Source organism: Pacificibacter marinus (assembly GCF_018860505.1).
Classification (GTDB): Bacteria; Pseudomonadota; Alphaproteobacteria; order Rhodobacterales; family Rhodobacteraceae; genus Celeribacter; species Celeribacter marinus_B.
Genome location: NZ_JAHKPU010000030.1, coordinates 68,955 through 90,117 on the forward strand (window position 1 = coordinate 68,955; position 21,163 = coordinate 90,117).

The 21,163-nt window shown below is 51.6% G+C and carries 16 protein-coding genes and 1 tRNA gene; 7 read left to right on the forward strand and 10 right to left on the reverse strand.

What is annotated here, in order from left to right:
* The first annotated feature begins 33 nt into the window (after positions 1-33).
* Positions 34-1,974: an ATP-dependent nuclease gene (locus tag KO503_RS10535; RefSeq protein ID WP_215991520.1), complete on the forward strand. Its 1,941-nt coding sequence runs from the start codon at positions 34-36 to the stop codon at positions 1,972-1,974.
* Complete coding sequence (locus KO503_RS10540) at positions 1,971-3,713, forward strand: UvrD-helicase domain-containing protein (protein ID WP_215991521.1); 1,743 nt, start codon at positions 1,971-1,973, stop codon at positions 3,711-3,713. Before KO503_RS10535 ends, KO503_RS10540 begins: the two co-directional genes overlap by 4 nt.
* Positions 3,714-3,936: 223 nt before the next feature.
* Here the strand turns inward: KO503_RS10540 and KO503_RS10545 are convergent.
* Positions 3,937-4,013 (reverse strand) — tRNA-Arg (locus KO503_RS10545).
* Positions 4,014-4,200: 187 nt separating this feature from the next.
* Positions 4,201-4,512 (reverse strand): ETC complex I subunit, encoded by a 312-nt coding sequence (locus tag KO503_RS10550; RefSeq protein ID WP_215991522.1) that lies wholly within the window; start codon positions 4,510-4,512, stop codon positions 4,201-4,203.
* Positions 4,513-5,049: 537 nt separating this feature from the next.
* On the opposite strand from KO503_RS10550, the gene uvrB reads away from it, so the two are divergent.
* Entirely contained in the window at positions 5,050-7,263 is a 2,214-nt protein-coding gene (gene uvrB / locus KO503_RS10555; RefSeq protein WP_215991523.1) for an excinuclease ABC subunit UvrB, read from the forward strand.
* A gap of 2 nt (positions 7,264-7,265) precedes the next feature.
* On the opposite strand, the gene KO503_RS10560 is transcribed toward uvrB, so the two are convergent.
* Entirely contained in the window at positions 7,266-8,234 is a 969-nt protein-coding gene (locus KO503_RS10560) for an MrcB family domain-containing protein (RefSeq protein WP_215991524.1), read from the reverse strand.
* A gap of 51 nt (positions 8,235-8,285) precedes the next feature.
* Entirely contained in the window at positions 8,286-8,918 is a 633-nt protein-coding gene (locus KO503_RS10565) for a rhodanese-like domain-containing protein (protein ID WP_436836514.1), read from the reverse strand.
* A gap of 288 nt (positions 8,919-9,206) precedes the next feature.
* Here KO503_RS10565 and KO503_RS10570 point away from each other — a divergent pair, with 288 nt between their 5' ends.
* On the forward strand, positions 9,207-9,704 hold the full coding sequence (locus KO503_RS10570; RefSeq protein ID WP_215991525.1) for a HugZ family protein: 498 nt from the start codon (positions 9,207-9,209) through the stop codon (positions 9,702-9,704).
* A gap of 50 nt (positions 9,705-9,754) precedes the next feature.
* Here the strand turns inward: KO503_RS10570 and KO503_RS10575 are convergent, their stop codons facing one another.
* Together KO503_RS10575 and KO503_RS10580 are read right to left on the reverse strand one after the other, a co-directional pair.
* A complete protein-coding gene (locus tag KO503_RS10575; RefSeq protein ID WP_215991526.1) occupies positions 9,755-12,046 on the reverse strand; it encodes a glycosyl hydrolase family 28-related protein in 2,292 nt (763 codons plus the stop codon).
* A 322-nt stretch (positions 12,047-12,368) separates the two neighbouring features.
* Entirely contained in the window at positions 12,369-14,012 is a 1,644-nt protein-coding gene (locus KO503_RS10580) for a lysine--tRNA ligase (protein ID WP_215991527.1), read from the reverse strand.
* A 206-nt stretch (positions 14,013-14,218) separates the two neighbouring features.
* On the opposite strand from KO503_RS10580, the gene KO503_RS10585 reads away from it, so the two are divergent.
* Entirely contained in the window at positions 14,219-14,641 is a 423-nt protein-coding gene (locus KO503_RS10585; RefSeq protein ID WP_215991528.1) for a tellurite resistance TerB family protein, read from the forward strand.
* A 14-nt stretch (positions 14,642-14,655) separates the two neighbouring features.
* Here the strand turns inward: KO503_RS10585 and dacB are convergent, their stop codons facing one another.
* The 3 genes from dacB to KO503_RS10600 form a co-directional block, all read right to left on the reverse strand.
* Positions 14,656-16,185 carry a D-alanyl-D-alanine carboxypeptidase/D-alanyl-D-alanine endopeptidase gene (dacB, locus tag KO503_RS10590; RefSeq protein ID WP_215991529.1) on the reverse strand — a complete coding sequence of 510 codons (1,530 nt, stop codon included), beginning with the start codon at positions 16,183-16,185 and terminating at the stop codon, positions 14,656-14,658.
* 117 nt (positions 16,186-16,302) lie between these two features.
* Positions 16,303-16,908: a nicotinate-nucleotide adenylyltransferase gene (locus KO503_RS10595; protein ID WP_215991530.1), complete on the reverse strand. Its 606-nt coding sequence runs from the start codon at positions 16,906-16,908 to the stop codon at positions 16,303-16,305.
* Between the two features lie 95 nt (positions 16,909-17,003).
* Positions 17,004-17,765 (reverse strand): hypothetical protein, encoded by a 762-nt coding sequence (locus tag KO503_RS10600; RefSeq protein WP_215991531.1) that lies wholly within the window; start codon positions 17,763-17,765, stop codon positions 17,004-17,006.
* Positions 17,766-17,870: 105 nt separating this feature from the next.
* Between KO503_RS10600 and ettA the strand changes: the two genes are divergently transcribed.
* Both ettA and KO503_RS10610 read left to right on the forward strand, forming a co-directional pair.
* The gene (gene ettA, locus KO503_RS10605) at positions 17,871-19,526 is read left to right on the forward strand and encodes an energy-dependent translational throttle protein EttA (protein WP_215991532.1); all 1,656 of its coding nucleotides are present in this window, start codon (positions 17,871-17,873) and stop codon (positions 19,524-19,526) included.
* Between the two features lie 88 nt (positions 19,527-19,614).
* Positions 19,615-20,556 (forward strand): hypothetical protein, encoded by a 942-nt coding sequence (locus KO503_RS10610; RefSeq protein ID WP_215991533.1) that lies wholly within the window; start codon positions 19,615-19,617, stop codon positions 20,554-20,556.
* A gap of 245 nt (positions 20,557-20,801) precedes the next feature.
* Here KO503_RS10610 and KO503_RS10615 read toward each other — a convergent pair whose 3' ends face one another.
* Positions 20,802-21,140, reverse strand: coding sequence for a hypothetical protein (locus KO503_RS10615; protein ID WP_215991534.1), 339 nt, complete (start codon positions 21,138-21,140; stop codon positions 20,802-20,804).
* Positions 21,141-21,163 lie beyond the last annotated feature (23 nt).

The following is a 21,163-nucleotide window of genomic DNA, read 5'->3' on the forward strand; positions in this document are numbered from 1 at the left end:
AATTACGAAAAAATAGAATTTACGGGGAATTAAATGCACCTAAAGAAAGTCTTTCTAAAGAATTTCCGGTCTTTTGACACTGGGGAAGTTGGGCTTCAAGAAGATCTAACGATTTTCGTCGGAGAGAATAACGGTGGCAAAAGCAATGCGATTGATGCGATACGCCTTTTGACCCAGCCACTTGGGGGACGTCGCGAGATTTATTGCGAACCGACAGACGTGCGCTTCCAAAGCCCTAACGAAGGGTTCGAACTGGAGACCCTTTTCACTGGCCTAGACGCCGGGCAACAAGGGCGTTTGATAACAGCGGCAACCGATACCAGCATGACTGAAGCAAAGTTTGGGCTGCGGTTCAGCGGAACGATCGGAGATCGTCCTAGCCTCTGGGCTGGAAAGTTCGGTAACTCGCCAGAACCCGGATGCCACGACATGATCAAGCACGTGTATCTACCGCCGCTTCGTGACGCAAAACGGGCCTTGGCCTCTGGCAACCCAACCCGCGTCATGATGCTGCTCAAGCACTTTGTCGATGATCTAGGTGCAGCCGACCTCGAAGAGAAACTTGCACGCCCCACTTCGCATCCAGTCCTCGACAAGGTTGATGAAGCTGTCTCGCAAGGCTTGTCAGCGCTCACAGGCGGTGTCCGTCCACAAGCGGCCTCCCTCGGTTTTGCTTCGCAAGGGAATCTGGCCGAAATTGCCCGTGATCTTCGTTTCAAGCTTGCGGATCATGGTATTCTTCCGGAAGATCTTCGTTACTCGGGACACGGTTACGCCAACCTCCTCTTCATGGCGACGATCGCGGTAGAGCTGGAGAAAGCCCATCGATCGGACTTGACCCTGTTCTTGGTCGAGGAGCCGGAGGCGCATTTGCATCCGCAGCTGCAGGCTGCTGTTCTGTCCTTCCTGAGTGAACAGGCTGCAAAGTCTCGGAAGAATAAGCCAAAGCAGGGACCAGCTGGTCAGGTGCAAATAATTGTCGCCAGTCACTCCCCGAATCTTGCGGCTTGGGTTGGTAGCAAGCATCTCGTGGTGTTTAAGTCAGTCAAAGCGGGGCTATCGACGGTCGAAACATCAGAGGGAAAAAAGTCTCAGAATGTTCCAATGCCGGAAGATTTAGACGGAGGAATAATGGAAACATATTCGGATGAAGAGGCCGACATATCGGAAGCACCGATGATCGAGGCTCTTTCTCCGTCCCCGATAGCGTTGGCAGAGCGGCGTTCGACACGTTGCATTCCGCTCGCAGGGATTATTCTTGTCGAAAAGGATCGTCGGAAGATTGATCGCTATCTGGATGTCACCAAGTCAGCGCTTCTGTTTGGCGGTCGAGTGCTGCTCGTTGAAGGCATCGCCGAAGCGCTGCTCCTTCCGGTCATTGCCAAGCATCACACGCTAAAGGATGATCCCGACAAATTGCAAAAATTCCGTTCGACCGTTTTTTTTCCGATCGATGGCGTCGATTTTCTACCATACGTTAATTTGCTGACGACACCTATGAACGGCGCGCGGATCGCTGATCGAGTGGTTGTCATGACTGACGGCGACAAGGGTAAAGGCCAGAAAAATATCATTGAGACTGAGGTCACCGAAGACAAAGCAAATTCCTCGCTATTGCCAGGCGAGCTACGTAAGGCTGCGGTAGACAAACTTGCAGCGAAAAATGGTGCCTCCGATTGCATTGCAGCAATATCGTCAACCTACACTTTGGAAGCGGAGTTGTTGGATGTGGGTAACGCAGAAATTCTCCGCGAGGCGTTCCTTACTCTTCATACGCGTTCTGAGAAGAAGTGGGACGCTATGGTCAAACTGCAAGGGGACGATCGCGCCAAGGAGCTTGCGAAGGTCTTCGATACTACACGCAAGGGTGAGTTTGCCCATGTCCTGGCGGATCTAATCGCCTCTAAGGACCCCCACTATCCCTTTACCGTTCCTACTTACATTAATCGCGCGATTTTGGCGGTGGTCGAATGACAACATTGGCCTACGATCCGACGCCTGAGCAGATAGCGATCATCGAACATGAGGGCCATGCATTCGTGCGCGCTTGCCCAGGTGCTGGAAAAACGAGGACAATGGTTGAACGAGCGAGGGTCATGCGCGCTGACACATCTGATTTACGAAGCGTGGCGTTTTTGTCGTTCACAAATGCTGCCGTCGACGAAATGAAAATGCGACTGGCAAAGTTCGGCGCTCTACCAGCCCCAATATTCCCGAATTATATCGGAACCTTTGACGGCTTCCTCTGGCAATTTCTCATCGGGCCATTTGGTATCGACGGGTGTCCGGAGCCACCTCAGCTTATTCCTGACAAAAAGGATTGGGTCGTCAAACCGCCATACGATGCTGCCCGAGAGCTGACGCTGGAATGTTTTGACCGCCAGACAGGTGCGCTAATCAAAAACAAAGCCGATAAATTTAAATTCGAACCGAAAAATGGCCCTGGCGCATGGGAAGAAGTTGCACGCAACATGATTGCCCGATCCCTTGAGAAGGGGCTCTTAGATTTTGAGGATGTGCGGGCAATTGTTAAAGGACGATTGGTGGACAAAATTTTCGCTGATCGCGCCGCCACAGCGCTCACAGGGCGATTTAAGGAGCTCGTGGTCGACGAGGCACAGGATTGCAATCCAGCGGATTTGGACATTATCGACTGGCTTCGCCGATCAGGTCTAACCGTCAAGATAATCTGTGATCCCAATCAAGGAATATATGGTTTTCGCGGCGGTGCGACCAATGAGCTGGAGGCATTTTCCGCCAAGTTCGACAAAGCCGATCACCTACCAATGAGCGGCAACTTTCGCGCATCGCCGGCAATCTGTTCAGCAATCAGCCAGTTACGCCCTCCGACGACTCGGGGAGAGTTCGACCGAGCGGTAGGTCGCTACAAGAGCGAGGCGACGCCTGTTCATTTGCTTTCTTATGGCGGACAGGCCGTATCACCCCATATTGGACCTGCCTTTCTGGCGTTAACCGACAAGCTCAATCTCGATCGAAAGGAGTTGCGAATCCTCGCCGCTACTTGGTCGAGCGCCAGTAATGGTGCAGGTCGTCGCACTGTTGACCCTAGAAATAATAAGACGCTGTTGTTGGCACAGGCTGTCATGGGCTTCCATAGCGCCTTCGCGGCCGGCAACCCGCGCCATGCGCTCGGCAGCCTTCATCGTGCGGTATTAATGGTTCGGGGCCTGATCGCGACTGCTGGAGACTATGGCACGTATCTTGCTAAGCCCGAGATTGAAGATGGAGGTTGGCGGCCGGAGATCATTTCGATTGGGCAAGAGCTTCATCCAAATCCTGCAGAAGCAGCTGAACAGTGGCTGACCCGCGCCCGGAATCTTCTTGACAAGGATCTCGTTGGTTCCGCCTCGATTGGCACGCGATTAAAGACAAACTCCAATCTTGGCGCACTCCTGTCGACGGTTCAAGTCACTGACCTGCCCGCCCGCTCCATCCACGATGTGAAAGGTTTGGAATTTCCCGCCGTGTGCGTTGTCTTGTCGCCGCAAACCGCCGGGAAGATTATCGATGTCCTGTCCGGCACAAACGCTGGGCAAAAGGAGATCGAGGAAGCGCGCAAAATCTATGTAGCTGCATCCCGCGCTGAACGCCTTCTTGCCATCGCAACGCCTAAAAGCCGCGTCGAAGAACTCAAGGCAATTTTAGATGCTGGTGGACAGGCTGTCGTAGTTTCGCACGTTCCAACCGATTAGAAAGCAGAGGCATCAATAGGAAACCTGTCAAATCCGGGAAAACTGCATGCATCTGACAGCTGCAACCGGCTGAGATATGCTACATCTACGGCAATACCATCAATCTAGATTTTGCTTAATCACTACCAATGCATCAAGTTCAACGGTCCGTTTCCATAAAAACCAACTTTTGTCGAAAAGTCGGTCTTTCGATGTCGAACGACATCTACAACAAATGAAAAACTGGCGATCCCTTGAGGACTCGAACCTCAAACCTGCTGCTTAGAAGGCAGCTGCTCTATCCAGTTGAGCTAAGGGACCACTGGGGGTGTTTTTGCGTGAGTGGCGGCGGATTATCAAGTCAAAATCGCAACAATATACTACTCATCGAAGGCACAGAGGCATGCAGACGTGTAAGCTGTACATAAACGCCTCTATGCCTGCACGATTTCAACAACAAAAAAGGCCCTTTGAAAGCAAAGAGCCTTTGACGTCAGGTCGACCAGTTTTAATGCGTCCAAACCGTGCGGCGTGCCGTTGCGAAATTTTCGCCGTAGCCACCTTTGCGGATTTTATGAGCGCGCTTTTGAGGCTCAGACACAGTAAAGGCCATACCTTTATCTTCAGCATAGGCAATCGCGGCCTCTTTGCTGTCAAACTTCATACGCACTTGGTTTTGTGTATCTGTGCTAGAGGTCCACCCCATCAGCGGATCAATATTGCGCGCACTGGCAGGCGCAAAATCCAAAACCCAGTCTTTGGTCTTGGCTTGACCGGACTGCATTGCATTGCGGGCTGGCTGATAAATACGGGCGCGCATGGGAGACTCCTTCATGTGTTGTATCAGGTTATCACTGTTTCCGCGATGCATTTCAAGTCAAACCACGCATGTGGCAACGCGATAAACCCTCAACTCATACGATATGCGGGCCAAACTGGGCATGACAAAACCCAATGGAGCAAGGGCGACTGCCCGACCTTGACTACGAAGCGAGGGATAGGGCTACATTCAAGCTCAGGCAGTCTATTTGCTGCTTGCAAGATCAAGCTAAGATGCGACTCATTTCTCTGCAAGATAAAATATCGCATAGGTTGCATAAAAATTAAAAAAATCCGCCTAAAGTATATTTGTAATTTCAACCAATTTTGTAATTTCAGCCAATATCGCCCCTTCCACCAGAGACAACTTATATGACCCGACAACCTGCATCACTGTGATAAAATTTGGCAGCGAGCACCTGCACCGCACAGTTTCTTTGCACCTCGACACGCCTTACTGACAATTCTTGTCAGTCATAGCCTTGAACCTTTGCCGCCGGAGCGCAAGTATAAGGCAACCTCTAAAGGACTTTCCCGCATGGCCTACGCCCACAATGACAAGCGCACCCTCGACGACAATGCGGTTTTGTCCAACCCTGCCCCAGATATCGCCGCGCGCCCCAAACTTGAGGGCGGCAAACGATTCATCATGCATTCCAATTTCGAACCCGCAGGCGACCAACCTGCGGCGATCAAGGAAATCTCTGCGGCGATCAACGCCGGCGAACACGATCAGGTGCTTTTGGGTGCGACAGGCACGGGTAAAACCTTCACCATGGCGAAAGTCATCGAGGAAACCCAACGCCCCGCCATCATATTAGCCCCCAACAAAACGCTGGCCGCCCAGCTTTACGGCGAATTCAAAGGCTTTTTCCCAGAGAATGCCGTCGAATATTTCGTGTCCTACTACGACTACTATCAGCCCGAAGCCTATGTCGCGCGCTCTGACACGTTCATCGAGAAAGAAAGCCAAATCAATGAGCAGATTGACCGCATGCGCCACTCGGCCACGCGGGCTTTGTTGGAACGCGATGATGTGATCATCGTGGCCTCTGTGTCATGTATTTATGGTATCGGGTCTGCGGAAACCTACGGCGCGATGACGCAAGATTTAAGCGTGGGCGGCGAATACGACCAGCGCCAAGTCATAGCGGATTTGATCGCGCAGCAATACAAACGCAACGATCACGGATTTCAACGCGGTACATTCCGTGTGCGTGGCGACAGTCTTGAAATTTGGCCCGCCCACTTGGATGATCGCGCTTGGAAACTGTCGTTCTTTGGCGAAGAGCTGGAAAGCATCACCGAATTTGATCCGCTCACAGGCGAAAAAACAGACACGTTCAAACAGGTGCGCGTCTATGCCAACTCGCATTATGTGACACCGCAAAAGACCATCAAACAAGCCATCGTGAGCATCAAGAAAGAGCTCAAGATGCGGCTGGACCAATTCAACAACGAAGGCAAATTGCTAGAAGCGCAGCGCCTTGAGCAACGCACCAACTTTGACCTTGAGATGCTTGAGGCCACGGGGGTCTGCAACGGTATTGAAAACTATTCTCGCTACCTCACAGGCCGCGCACCTGGCGAGCCGCCCCCCACACTGTTCGAATTCATCCCTGATCGGGCGATTGTCTTTGCCGATGAATCCCATGTCTCTGTGCCGCAAATCGGCGGCATGTATAAAGGTGACTTTAGGCGCAAAACCACACTGGCCGAGCATGGCTTCCGCCTGCCCTCTTGCATGGACAACCGGCCTTTGAAATTTGAGGAATGGGACGCGATGCGCCCGCAATCGGTCTTTGTATCTGCCACGCCCAAAGATTGGGAACTGGAACTGACGGGTGGCGTGTTCACCGAACAAATCATTCGCCCGACGGGCCTTTTGGACCCCGTGGTGGAAATCCGTCCTGTGGACACGCAGGTTGATGATCTTCTGGACGAAGTGCGCAAGCAAGCCGCCAATGACAGCCGCGTTTTGGTGACCACATTGACCAAACGCATGTCCGAAGACCTCACGGAATACCTGCACGAACAGGGCGTTCGGGTGCGCTATATGCATTCGGAAATTGACACAATTGAGCGGATCGAGATTTTGCGTGACCTTCGCTTGGGCGCTTTCGATGTGCTGATCGGGATCAACCTATTGCGCGAGGGTTTGGACATTCCCGAATGTGGATTGGTGGCGATTTTGGATGCCGATAAAGAAGGCTTCCTGCGCTCTGAAACCTCGTTGATCCAAACCATCGGCCGTGCTGCCCGCAATGCCGAAGGCCGCGTGATTTTGTACGCTGATAAAATCACCGGTTCGATGGAGCGCGCCATGGGCGAAACCGAACGCCGCCGCGCCAAACAGATGGCTTACAATGAAGAGCACGGCATCACGCCGATGACGGTGAAAAAGAACGTCGAAGATATTTTGGCGGGCCTTTACAAAGGCGACGTCGACATGAACCGCGTCACCGCCACCATCGACGCGCCGCTTGCAGGGGGCAATCTGGCGACAGTTCTAGAAGGCCTGCGCACCGACATGCGCAAAGCCGCTGAAAACCTAGAGTTTGAAGAAGCCGCCCGCCTACGCGACGAAGTGAAACGTCTGGAAGCGGTGGAGCTTGCCGTGGCCGATGACCCGCTGGCAAAACAAGCCGATGTTGAGAAGGCTGTTGTAGATGCCAAAACGGCTTCGGGAAGATCAACCGGAGGCCGTGGCGGAATGCGTGGTGGGAATGCTGGACGGCGGGGGAAGAGGTAGGCCTAATAAACTTCTCTCATGTGCTTAAAGCGTATCTTTCGCTTCAAAGCACCCAAATCAGAAGGGTTGTCCATTTTGTGTATCATTCGATGGCAACTGGGGCACAAAACTAAAAAGTCTTCAGGGACTCGATACCTCTTCGCTTCTCCCTCCGCCAATTCAAACAATGGCTTACTATGATGTACATCAAGCGGGATTTGTTCAGGCCTGCCATCAAAGCTATAATCAATCTCCGGCATCAATCCGCAGGCTTCACATTTAGGGGGTTTGACAGCCAAAACTGCTCTACGAACTTTGGATGAACGTTCAATACGTTGTGATAGAACTAGCTTCCTTGTTTCTTCAATTGTTTGTCCTTGCACCTCACTTGCCATTACATCGCTAGGCGTCAATCCTCCACGGTTTACGAGTACCTCATAGATGTGAAGTATCTCTCGTAAATCCGTTAGGCATTCATCTTCAGAAAGCATGCTAGATGCATATCGCTTCCCAAAAGCATGCCCAGCTTCGTAGCCAGCAGGCAAATCTTCGGTTGACCCTAAATCAATGGGATCCCTTGAAAATGATTGAATTAGGTCAGCGACACGATCAGACATATCTATAGATCGACGCTTCATAACTTCTCGACCGCGCCGCCTTCCAAATTCTTCATAAACAGCTGTTGTGCCCTGGTTCATTGAAAGGAAAATCGAGTTATCTTGGGCATTAATCAGATAGACAACATAAAATCCTTTTGTCGCAGTTGTCGTTATCAAAGGATCAAAAAATGCCAACCACGGTACAGCGGCCCACTGCCCGTTCCCAACACTCGCCTTTAACTCTAAATCAAACGGCCAAAACGACAAATGCCTTTTGGCTTCCTGTACCAAATCCCGCCGAACGAAATTTCCGAAATCACTATTTGAAAACGGCTTCCCTCGTTCAAAAGCCATTTCGTTGGCAACACGGTTTAACATTTTTGAAAGAGACATAGTCCATCCTTCTTGTAGTAATATAAACGAAACATCTAATATTTTCGTGACCTACTCCGTCACCGTCAGCCCCAGCATACGCCAGACCTGCATGCCGCCGCGGTAGTAAGAAATTTTCTCTGCGGGGAAACCGGCTTTGATCATGCGGCGGGCGGCGGTGGGGGATTGGCCGCACCACGGCCCGTTGCAATACAGCGCCACGGATTTGACCGCATCGCCGTCACAGATGAATCCATCGAAATCAAGTTCACAGCCCAGCTCGTCCAGACGATCCGCAGCTTGGGTATAGGGGATGTTCACAGCGCCTGGGATTGCGCCTCCTTCAAAGTTGGCCTCAACACGGCTGTCGATCACCATTTGGCTCGGATCTTGCAGCATCGCGATCAATTCCAACTCGCCGATGGTAGTGACACCCTCGGCTGGGCTCATCGGTTGGATGCAGAAATTCGGACAGGGGCGCGAGGTGCGGGCCCATTCGCCCGTGACCATATTGGCCTCGTCTTGAATGCGCGAAATGCTTTGGGGGCCTGTGTCCGTTGGCACATCAAACTGCATGATTTCTGGCGTGATACCGACCGAGCCTTCGATTGTGCCTTGGGCGTGGGCCACACTCATAGATGAGGCAAAAGATGCCGCAAGTCCAACGGCCATCAAGCAGGTCATACCCTTTGAAAGTCGTGTCATAGAAAGCTCCTCCCTGTTGTCGTGTCATTCATTGTGAGCGACTGAGATGAGTATGCGACACATTTGAATGAAAAGCACTACGCGTCAGTTGAGGCCCATATGTACCGCCAGCGCCCCCGCGCTCGCGGAAACAAACGGATGATATTCACCATTATTTTCAGAGCACTACCTTAACGCACTTTCGAAATTGAGCCCTCGTGCAAAACCGCGCAACAATAGGTTTAACTGATATAACGCACAGAAAATCCTGATCGTGACAGGGATAGCCGCGCAGAGTATGATCTGAGCATGACAGACAAACGCCCTTCCCCGATCCGTGAAACCGACGACACCGCGCGCAGAACAGCCCGCGAATTAATTGAGAATACACGTCACGCAGCGCTGGCCGTGTTGGATGAAACAGGCGCGCCATCTGTGACACGGATTGCATTTGGGCAGTCAGGAAGCGGGCAATTGTTGTCGCTTGTCTCAGATTTATCAACACACTCAAAGCGCCTGAAAGCCGATCCTCGGTGCAGTCTGTTGATCGGTGATCCCCCTGCCAAAGGCGATCCGCTTGCCTTTGCACGCTTGTCCATCACGGCTGAGGCACAGTTTTTGTCGCGCGATGATCTTGACCATGCAAAGCGCCGCGCAGAATGGTTAACGACCCACCCGAAATCAGGTCTTTATGTTGATTTTACAGATTTCAATTTCGTGCGATTTACACCCTTACGCGCTGATTTGAATGGCGGATTTGGCAAGGCCTATCAGTTAACTGCTGACGATCTCGCAATGGGCGTGTAAAAACACCGAGACCCTTTCGCGCCTCGGTGCATTTTTTATATCGACCGCAATCAAATGGGCCGATCCATCCGCACGTTGATTTGAACAGCCCCTTTTGTCGCCTGCGGGAAACTCAATCGCACTTGGTTTGAATTGGTTCCGTAGTTGTTTGTGACATAGGGCATGGTGCTGACATTGTTGCCCGAATTATCGGTCAACTGCTCACTGAACACCACAGTTTCAACCGTACGCGCCCAGCCATCAAAGGGCAGATAAGCGCTCGGATCCAAGGTCCAATTGCTGGCCGTCGACGACTGCGTGAATTCAAGCGTCACAGGGTTAAAACAGGGTTCAGACACCGCATTAAAGCTGTTGCCAGCAAATACGATATTGCGCATCCGCGAATTGTCCAGCGTGGCAAAGGTTGTGTCCACTTTCTCTGCCCGATTGATACTGCCGTTCAGTGACTTAAACGTATTGCCCTGCACTGAAAGACCTTGGATGAAGTGGCCGCTTCCATAAGGTTTTACGACGATCCAACTGAACCAATCCGCGCTGTCATTGACAGTAAAGATATTGCCAGTGATGGTCAGCCCACCAAAGGAATATTCAGACGCAAAATCTGGTTCGGCATCGTGTTCATTGGTCATTTCGATAAACGAGTTATCAATATAGTTGCCCGTGATGACGGATTTCACATTCGGATAGGTGAACACAAGGCCCGCCATACGTGGGCTATCTGTGTCAGTGTCGCCTTGGAACCAATGATTGCCGGTAAACAAGTGACCATTCCCGAATACGATGCCCGTATGACCAAACCGTTGGAAACGGTTGTCGCGTATTTTGGCGTCATTTGCATTCACGTTGAATGCGATGGACTGACGCGTTTCGGCACGGATCGATTGTTCGCTAGAAACAAAGAAACAGCGATCAATGATCAAATCCTGACAGCCTGACCCCGACGATGTGATGCCGCGATTAAGTGGTGATTTGAAATGACAATCTCGCATCTGAAAGACCGAGCCGGACAATCCAAGCATCACGCCAGATGCACGACCGTTACACAAGAACTCGACATCATCGATGATCAGCTGCGACAGTTTTGAGAAGCCGCTGAAATCGAAGATGTATTTATAACGAGTAAAGGTATAGGTTTGGTTGGCGCTTGCTCCATAAAGCGGTTGGCTTAGCTCCAATGTCTGCGCCCCGACATTCACCGACGTCACATAGACTTCACGCCCAACGCCGTTCCCCGTGACATGACTGCCCGGTTGAATGTTGGCGATGTTAGACACATTGCTCAACTGGCGCTTGCTGGCAACGGAATAGGACGCGGAAGACGTCGAAACATCCAAATCCCAATCCGTTGAGTCCTGACAATTCAATTGACCATTGCGGATCACGCGACGCACTTCTGACGTGGTTTTATTGTCCACCGCCGCCTGCATATCGATCGGACCGTAAAGCTCAATGCGACGACCACACAGATCAAGGCTGTCGTGATCGGAGAAATTCAAAAGAGCTTGAAACGCCTTTTTAAAGGCCAAGACTTCATCCCCGAAGGCATCGATATAGGAATTCAAATGAAATTCGCGACGCAAGGCCAGCCGTACGTTATCGGCCATGGTCATGGTGCCTTCAAAAATGGCCTCATGCACCAAGGTCACATTGCTGATCAGCAGATATGTACCTTCTGGAACAAGAATTTTGCGCCCGTTTGCCGCGGCATCAGCAGCCTCAAAGGCATCAGAACAATCCGTCGTGCCATCGCCAATCGCGCCGTAATCGCGCACATCAATAATACCGATACTGTCCGCCAAAAAGTATGACGACACATCTTCGATTCGAATGTCATCAATGCGAATGGACCCACCATTTGCTCCCGTTAGATCAATACCGAAATGTCCATAAACGGCATCTAAACCCCAAGCCATATCGACGCCGCCGCGCGCCCCTGTGCCAACAATAGCCGAGACCTCGACAACTTCGCCGTATGACGTCAACGTCACCTCGGGGCCCGTTTCGATTAAACCCGTCACATGATCCAGCGAAGCATCGCCAGCCCAGCCCGCAATCCGCACAGTTGGCAAATTGCCCGACACACATTTGACGCGCGCAGTGATCTGCAAATACATTCCGGGCTGCAAAGGTGTTTCGCCCATATAGCGCAGTTTCGTCGTGGTGCTTTGTTTCACGATCTCAAGCGCACCGCCGAAATCGGCATCTGCCGCGACAAAGGCAGCGTTAGCAGCCCCGTCATAGGTTGCCGAGCCCGACGTCCCGTCTTCGCTGGACCATACGCCCAAACCGCTCGCAAACGCTGGTGGCATAAGCACCAGCCCTTCAGTAATGGCCTTGTTCATCCGAACCCCTTTCACACATCTCATAGGTCACATGCGCAACTGGTCCGGCAAAACATTTGCCAGTCCAAGGAAATCACTCTCACTTTGAAAGCCGTGGCAGCGCATGCCCAGACACCAACAGTCTTACCGCAGGGGGATAACAGTGCGCTTAATGAGGCGTGCGCTTAAGCCCTTGTACACGCAACGCAAAGCCGTTCTGACACCCGCAATCGGGTGCCCCGAGGCGAGACAGGCTTGACACAAATATAAAAACCTCCGGTGCGATGAGACAGTCTCATGCGCGCCGGAGGTTCATTTCAAATCGACAGTTCTTATGCGTGGATTAAATCAGTTCGCCACTCAGGCCTTGGTCTATCAATGCGATGCTTTCATCCACGCCATAAAGCGCCATAAAACCACCAAAACGCGGCCCTTGAGAGGCTCCCAAAAGCACCTCGTAAAGCGCCTTGAACCAGTCGCGCAGATTGTCAAAGCCGTGATTTTTACCAACAGCAAATACGATGGATTGCAAAAAGTCGCCGTCAGTCATGTTGGCTTCAGGAAGCGCATCGTCATTCCCCATCATCGCGTTTTTCTTGGCGATTTGTTCAAGCGCCGCTTCGGGCGATGCCAAGGCTGCTTTCAAATCAACCAGCGCAGCACGTTCTTGATCAGATGGGGCGCGGAAGGTTTTTTCAGGCTTCACGAAATCGTTGTAATAAGCCACGGCATAGCCAACAGCCGCATCCAAACCAGGATGCGTTTCAGGCGAGGCATCAGGCGCATAGCGCTGCATAAAACCCCACATTTGATCTTTTTCTTCAGCATTGGCCACCGATGCCAAGTTGAGCAACATCGTAAACGGCACAACCATATCCGATGTTGGCACGTCTTTGCCATGGATGTGGAACACAGGGTTTGCAGCTTGCTGATCTGGCGTTTGTGTTGGGTAAGCGCGCAACTGCTGATGATATTCATCCATCGCACGCGGGATCACATCAAAATGCATCCGTTTTGCGGTCTTTGGCTTTTGGAACATGAAATAAGACAAGGATTCGGTCGAGGCATAGGTCAACCATTCATCAATCGTCAGACCATTGCCTTTGGACTTAGAAATTTTTTCGCCATTGGCATCCAAGAACAGCTCATAGCTAAAGTTCTCGGGGCGCTTGCCACCCAAGATGTCACAGATGCGGCCATAGATCGGCGCGTTGGTCGAATGGTCTTTGCCAAACATTTCGAAATCCACGCCCAAAGCCGCCCAGCGCGCACCAAAGTCAGGCTTCCACTGCAATTTCACATTGCCGCCAGTGACAGGCACGGTCCATTCCTTGCCGTCTTCATCGTCAAATGTGATGGTGTAATCGTCTTTGTTGACGGATTTCATTGGCACATACAAAACGCGACCCGTTTCAGGATGGATCGGCAAGAAAATCGAATAGCTCGCCGCACGTTCCTCGCGCAAAGACTTGAGCATGACTTTCATCACGTCGTTATATTTGTCGACAGCTTTTTTCAAAATTTCATCAAACTGGCCTGACTTATATTGCTCAGTCGCGGAATAAAATTCGTAGTCAAAGCCGAAGGTGTCCAAGAACCGGCGCAGCATGGCGTTGTTGTGATCGCCAAAGCTGTCATGCGTGCCAAACGGATCGGGCACAGCCGTCAAAGGCAGCTGTTCAGCGGCTTTCATCATCTCTTGATTGGGTACATTTGATGGCACCTTGCGCATGCCGTCCATATCGTCTGAGAAACAGATCAAACGGGTTGGAATGTCTGAGATCACTTCAAACGCACGACGGATCATCGTCGTACGCAGCACTTCGCCAAAGGTACCAAGATGCGGCAGACCTGAGGGGCCATAGCCCGTTTCGAACAGCACATAGCCTTTTTTATCCTTGGATTGCTCATACCGTTTCAAAACCTTACGAGCCTCGTCAAAAGGCCAAGCTTTGGAAGTCATACCAGCGGTGCGCAGGTCAGTCATGAGAGCAATCCTTGAATCGATTTTAAAAGGGGCAATCAGAATATGCCCCGTGCAAGCCAGCTACCTATTGCGCAAGGCCCATGGGGTCAAGAAAATGCTCGCACAAAAGCAGTAAATCCGCCGCAATTCTACGGGGCAATACTTGTTCTTGGGACCGCTTGAGCCTAAGTTCAAACCTATCACAAGCCAACCGGAGCACCGTGACCATGACCGACACCGCACATTCCCTATCCGCCCAAGATTGCCTCGTGGCTGTGATGATCGCTGTGTCGATGTCAGACGCCAATGTGCGCACCTCTGAACTGATGGCGATTGAAACATTCATCAATCACTTGCCTGTGTTTGTTGATTTTGACCCTGACCGGATCAAAACGGTCTCTGCCATCGTGATCGAATTGTTTTCTGAAGAAGACGGACTGGACGCACTCTTTGGCTTGATCCGCGATAACCTACCAGAACGGCTATTCGAAACAGCATATGCCTTGGCCTGTGATGTCGCCGCCTCGGATGGCACCATTCGCGAATCCGAGCTGCGCCTGCTCGAAGAGATCCGCTATGAACTGAACTTGGACCGCTTGCATGCTGCAGCGATTGAACGCGGCGCACGGGCCCATTACGTCACGCTCTGAAACGCGCCCCATATTCAGCTGCCGTACACAACAGCCCAGCGCCGGATCATTGCCTGCTGCAATCGCTTAGCGCGCGCATTGAACGTTTTGGCCCCCTTCGGGACTTCGTTGCCCTGTGCCTTGGCCGCTCTGCGTGCGGGCAAATCAGCGGCAAATACCGCAAAGGTCAGCCTTTGCCCATCAGGTGCCGTCACATAGCCTGCAAGCGTTGACACAAAATCCAATGTACCTGTTTTGGCATGAATATCGATATCAGGAGATGTGATCACCTTGTAATCGCCGTCACGCGCAGCGATGGGTTTCAGCAAAGGCCCCAAAAGAGGCTCGATCCCTTTGACGGACAGCAAGCGCACCATGTCTGACGTTGAGACAACAGACGCACCGCCCAGCCCTGAGTGATCGACAAAGTCCAAGTGACGCGTGCCAAGGCGGTCTTTGGCCCAAGCCGACATCGCTTGGGCAGAACTGCTCAAATCCATCGGATCAAGCCCGCGTTTACGACTTGCAGCAAGCCCTATGACCTCTGCCGTAAGATTGGTCGAGTATTTCAACATATCGCGCACGATCTTGGTCAAATCGATACTTTGCAATTGCGCCAAACGCATGACGTTTGCGGGCAAAACCTCTAGACGTTCTGGATTTGGCAAAGACACCCCCTGCCCGCGTGCGACAGCTGCAAAGACTTCCCCCGCATAAAGCGCAGGCAAACGCACAGGCAACCAACGCGCGCCGCCATTGCCCAGCGCAGATCGTGACACCGTCCAATCATCCCGCCCGACACCCGCCGTATGATCAAACACCGGCAAGCCGCGCTCTGCGATTTTCATCTGCGCGATACGTACCTTGGGCGCAAATCGTTTGGCCCGTGCATCCATCACCAAATCGAACGCATCGCCGCGTTTTTTCCATTCAAAATGCACACGGTTGTAATTGATGTTCAACCCTGTGATCGTCGGGTTATAGCCTGCGTATTCTGTTTGTTGATGATCGATATGCTCAATGCGCGGCAAGGCAGCGCCAAATACATAAAACTTGCCCGTGATACCTGTCACACCCATCGCTGCAAGCTGTCCTGCCAAATCGCCAAGACGATCTGTGTCGAGTGTCGGATCACCGCTGCCCGCCAAAATCACATCGCCTTGAATAACGCCATTTACAAGCGTCCCTGTCGCGAAAACATCCGTGGCAAAAGTGAAATCCCCGCCCAGATGCTCTAACGCGTAGATGGCCGTGATCACCTTGGCCACCGATGCAGGCGGCAAGCGCAGCACAGGTCCATGCGCCTCTAATATCTTGCCCGTCTCATCGGCAACGGCATACGACACAGCACCAGAAACTTTGGATGCTTTGATCAAAGCCTCGCCCGATGGCACCGATAATTTATGCAGATCTTTCGGACGCGCAATGGGATAGGGCGATGAGGTGACAACAGGCACGCCAGCGCTTTGCGCCATTGCCGCACCCGCAGCACCACCCAAAAGCAACCCAAGGGCTGCGCGGCGACTGTAGGACGGGGCTGAATGCGTACAAACTTTATCGGACATATGCGGAGTTAACCTTGATCTCAAGGCCTCTGCAAGTCGCAGGCGTGGCGAAATTGTGTAATTCTTCGTGATCTACAGCAGGACACTCAGCGGGATCACCACAGGTCCGCAAAGGCCTCAATCGCGCTTCCACGCGCCTGCGTTGCGAATTTCCGTCGATGACGCGTCATTCATCGGCACATTTACAAAACACCACGCCGGCGTACCGATGCGCCCCAATAGATGCGAAGCACGCGCAGGCACACGCGCGCGCTCGAAAATACTTGCCGCCACAGAGGTGCGCGCCGCAATCCGTTGACCGGGCCGTGCGATCACCCCGATGGGCGTGGTCGCCAATATGCCTTGCCAGTTTTGCCAATGATGAAACTGCTTCAAGTTATCCGCGCCCATCAGCCACACGAACGTCACGCCGGGGTAGATTTTATGCAGCTTGTCCAGCATTTCAGCCGTATAGGTCGTGCCCAAATGCCGCTCAATATCTGTGACCTCGACGCGGGGATGCTGCATCACCTGACGCGCATGCTCCATCCGCTTTTCAATCGGCGCGGGGCCAACGGGTTTGAGCGGATTGGCAGGGCTGACCAGCCACCACACACGATCCAACCCGAACCGTTTCAGCGCCGCCTTGGTGATATGCACATGGCCTTCATGCGCAGGATCAAAAGATCCCCCGAGCAAACCGATCACCTGACCAGCACGAGCATATGGCAAAGCATGACGCATGAGCGCAGGTTGTGGTGGGGAAATGCTTTTGTGTCAATTGGGTAAAGACACGCTTCGCGTGGTAATACGTGGGAGTAAGTAACACAGTTCACCCATCACTCATTCAGAAAGAAGACTGGCAAGCTGGCCTCTGAATTTCGACCGACATACGCATTATCAATGTTATATTTCACATCTTTGGAAATGTCTTTTCCCAAAAATTCGATAAAAACGATTATAGCAGCGTGGTGGAACTCAGTAACGGCATCATTTGCAGCGCTAACCACCCAGTCGAGGAACGCATTATATTTTTCATCGTTTATCTCGTCATTCCCCCAATGTTCATTCAAGCATGCTGCAAAAACAAGATCGTCTGTGCATGAAAAATTCGAGTTTGCTTTTGTGGCATGGAATAGGAATCGGTCTTCTGCATTTTCTGGAATATGCGGCAACCACGCTTTGACCGATTGAGGCACTAGGTGACCACTGAGTTTATTCCTAATTTGTGTAGACAAAGAATTGTGAGGCGAAGATTTCATCTTGTTTTCGTAGGCATCAAGGCGCTCAAGCACCTTTGCTAATCCAGCCGAAGCCCTCATTTCTCTTCTTTTGAGCGTTCTTGGAAATTTCCGTGCAGCATACCTGAATTCATGTAACTTGTGATTCAGCATCCTGATCAAAAAGTTCGAACGACTACTTGATGACTTCATAAAAATGCTATCCCCAGACGGACGCCTAAGTGACATGATGAGTAAATGTTGAAGCTGCATTATCTCTTCAGCGTAAAATGCCATTGTTAAAAATACTGCGGTTAGATCGTCACCCAGAAGTTTACGATCTTCGGCAGTCAAACGGCATTCTGTAAATGAAATTTCCATTGATAAACCCTCTTTCGTAAAAACATAAGCAGACTAAAATTGCGCTCACCTCTGTAACAGGTTATCTGATTTTCAAAACCATTTCCCTCCAAAGGAGCGTCTCCCATGGCAGCTAATAAATTCGTTTACTTCATGGACGGCGTGTCCAAGTCCTACCCTGGCGGGAAAAAGGTGTTTGAAAACATCCGTCTCAACTTCCTACCCGGTGTGAAAATCGGTGTGGTTGGTGTCAACGGCACGGGTAAGTCGTCCTTGATGCGCATCATGGCGGGTCAGGACAAAGAGTACCAAGGCGAAGCATGGCTGGCCGAGGGCGCAACTGTTGGCTATTTGCCGCAAGAACCCGTGCTCGACGAAACGCTCGACGTGCGCGGCAATGTGATGCTGGGCGTTGCGGCGAAAAAGGCCATTCTGGATCGCTACAACGAGTTGGCGATGAACTATTCTGATGAGACCGCCGAAGAGATGGCGCAGCTGCAAGACGAAATCGACGCGCAGAACCTGTGGGATTTGGACAGTCAGGTGGACGTGTCTTTGGAAGCGCTGCGCTGCCCGCCCGATACCTCTGGCGTTGCTGATCTGTCTGGTGGTGAAAAACGCCGCGTTGCTTTATGTAAACTGCTGCTAGAAGCGCCTGACATGTTGCTGCTCGATGAGCCGACCAACCACTTGGACGCCGAAACAATCGCTTGGTTGCAACAGCATTTGATCGACTACAAAGGCACCATTCTGATCGTCACCCACGACCGCTATTTCCTTGACGACATCACAGGCTGGATTCTTGAACTGGATCGTGGCGCGGGCATTCCTTACGAGGGTAACTATTCAAGCTGGCTTGAGCAAAAGGCCAAACGTCTGGCGCAGGAATCCCGTGAGGACAAGTCCAAGCAAAAGACACTTGAGCGCGAACTTGAGTGGATGCGCCAAGGCCAGAAAGCCCGTCAGGCGAAACAAAAAGCGCGTATCAACGCCTATAATGAACTCGCAGGTCAGTCTGAGCGCGACAAAGTGGGCCGCGCACAGATCGTCATTCCAAACGGTCCACGTCTTGGCAATAAGGTGATCGAAGTGAACGGCCTTAAGAAAGCCATGGGCGACAAGCTTTTGGTCGAAGGTCTCGAATTCTCATTGCCCCCTGGCGGTATCGTTGGCGTGATCGGCCCGAACGGCGCGGGTAAAACCACCCTGTTCAAAATGCTCACTGGCCAAGTGCAACCCGATGAAGGCACAGTCGAATACGGCGACACGGTTAAACTGTCTTACGTTGATCAAAGCCGCGACGACTTGGACCCGAACGCCAATGTGTTCGAAGCCATTTCTGACGGCCAAGACATCATCATGCTGGGCGACGCAGAAGTGAACGGACGCGCCTATTGTTCGACGTTCAACTTCAAAGGTGGCGATCAGCAAAAGAAAGTCGGCGTTCTGTCTGGCGGTGAACGCAACCGTGTGCACATGGCGCGCTTGCTGCGTTCTGGCGGCAACGTGCTGCTGCTCGATGAGCCGACCAATGACTTGGACGTTGAGACACTTCGTGCCTTGGAAGACGCGCTGACGGATTTTGCAGGCTGCGCCGTGGTCATCTCGCACGACCGCTTTTTCCTCGACCGCATCTGTACCCACATCCTAGCCTTTGAAGGCGATGCGCATGTGGAATGGTTCGAAGGCAATTTTGAAGACTACGAGGAAGACAAAAAACGCCGCCTCGGCCCTGACGCCCTAGAACCAAAACGCCTAAAACATAAGAAATTTGCAAGGTAACAAAACGCAAACGCGTTTTGTTACGGTGGATACGAGGCAGCTAGTTTTCAAAGAAAACTCGCGTTCGTATCCACTAAAGGTTCCAAACGTGACCCTTGCGTCAACCGACCTAAACAGCAAAGATAAAACGGCCCCGTCTATTTTAGCGGTTTTTTACATCATAATTTCTAAAACAGTTTCAAAGGTGCTCAACGTGGCAAAAGAAGAAAAACCTAAGGTATGTGGCATAGTGATGCCAATTTCCGAATGCGCCGGACTTGGCGACACTCATTGGCACGATGTTAAGTCAATAATTGAAGCTACGGCAACAGCAGCAGGGTTCGATGCGCGCCTAGTAAGCGAAACCTTTGAATCTAATTTAATTCATACTGAAATCCTTCAAAACATTTATGGTGACGACATCGTTATCTGCGATGTCAGCGGTCAAAATCCCAATGTTTTCTTCGAATTGGGAGTAAGAATGGCCACACAAAAACCCACTGTCATTATCAAAGACGATCAAACCAACTACCCATTCGACACAGGCCCCAACAGATACATCCAATATCCACGAGATTTGCGCCATCCCTTGATGGAAAAATTTAAAGCACAACTTAAAAATGCTTTAGAACAAACTATTGATCAACCATCAGAGAAAAGCTTCATCGGCCAAATTGGAAAGTTCAAAGTTCCCGATGTTGAAAGTACGGAATTGCCCGCCCAAGAGTTCATTTTGGACAAGCTACAGAGCATCGAGCGAGAGCTAAAACGGAACGCTATGCCGCGCTCATCAATGCGCCGTCCGAAAAATATTAGATTCACATATTTGAATTCAGATAACGTAAAAATATGCATACAAGGGTATGATATCGCGCAAGTAGAAAACGGCATAAAGGATTTTAGGAGCTTTTCAGACTACGATAAATTGAATGTTAACCTTGAACGCAGATCACCAACCCACACCCATGTAGAAATAACTGGTCGTCAGGTTGAGCGTAATAGTTTTGAACGCGATTTTGAAAATCACATTGACGAAGCCATCCCATTCTAACCCCCGCGACTGACCCGAGGGTGGGAGCGTGAAACGCGCCCTCCCATGGGGGAGGGTCAGGCGCGTCAAAGATGCAAGCATCTTTGAAAAAGAGAAGTGGGACGACACCCGACATCGCGCTTCCCCCTCAAGTCAGGCGCAAAGTTTCCACATTACAAGTCGCCCACAAGGCACCTCAGACACAAAAAAGCGCCGAGAGCCATAAAACCCTCAGCGCCTTTTCAAACATCTTATCCGTTTATCTCTTAAGCCGTTGTCGCTTTCGTCTGCTCAACGACTTCGGCCTTGACCTCTTCGCTCACGTCTTCCGCAGCAGCTTCCACGACGTCTTCGGCGGCCTCCTCAACCACTTCAATCTCTGGAACAGGCTCTGGCGCGGGCAAAGCCAGCGCTTCGTCAGGGAACTGCTCTGGCAGCGCAAAGCTGATCTCATTGGTCACAGGGGTCACCGTCACGGCAGGCATTTCGGGCAATGATGCGATGGCCTCGTTCAGTTCGCCCACAAGACGTTCAAAGGTTTGGCGCTGGGTCTCAATAACCGCTTCTGGTTTCTTGCCGCGACCGAATTTTAAAAACTTGAACATCTTTTTCCTCACAGATTGTCGTT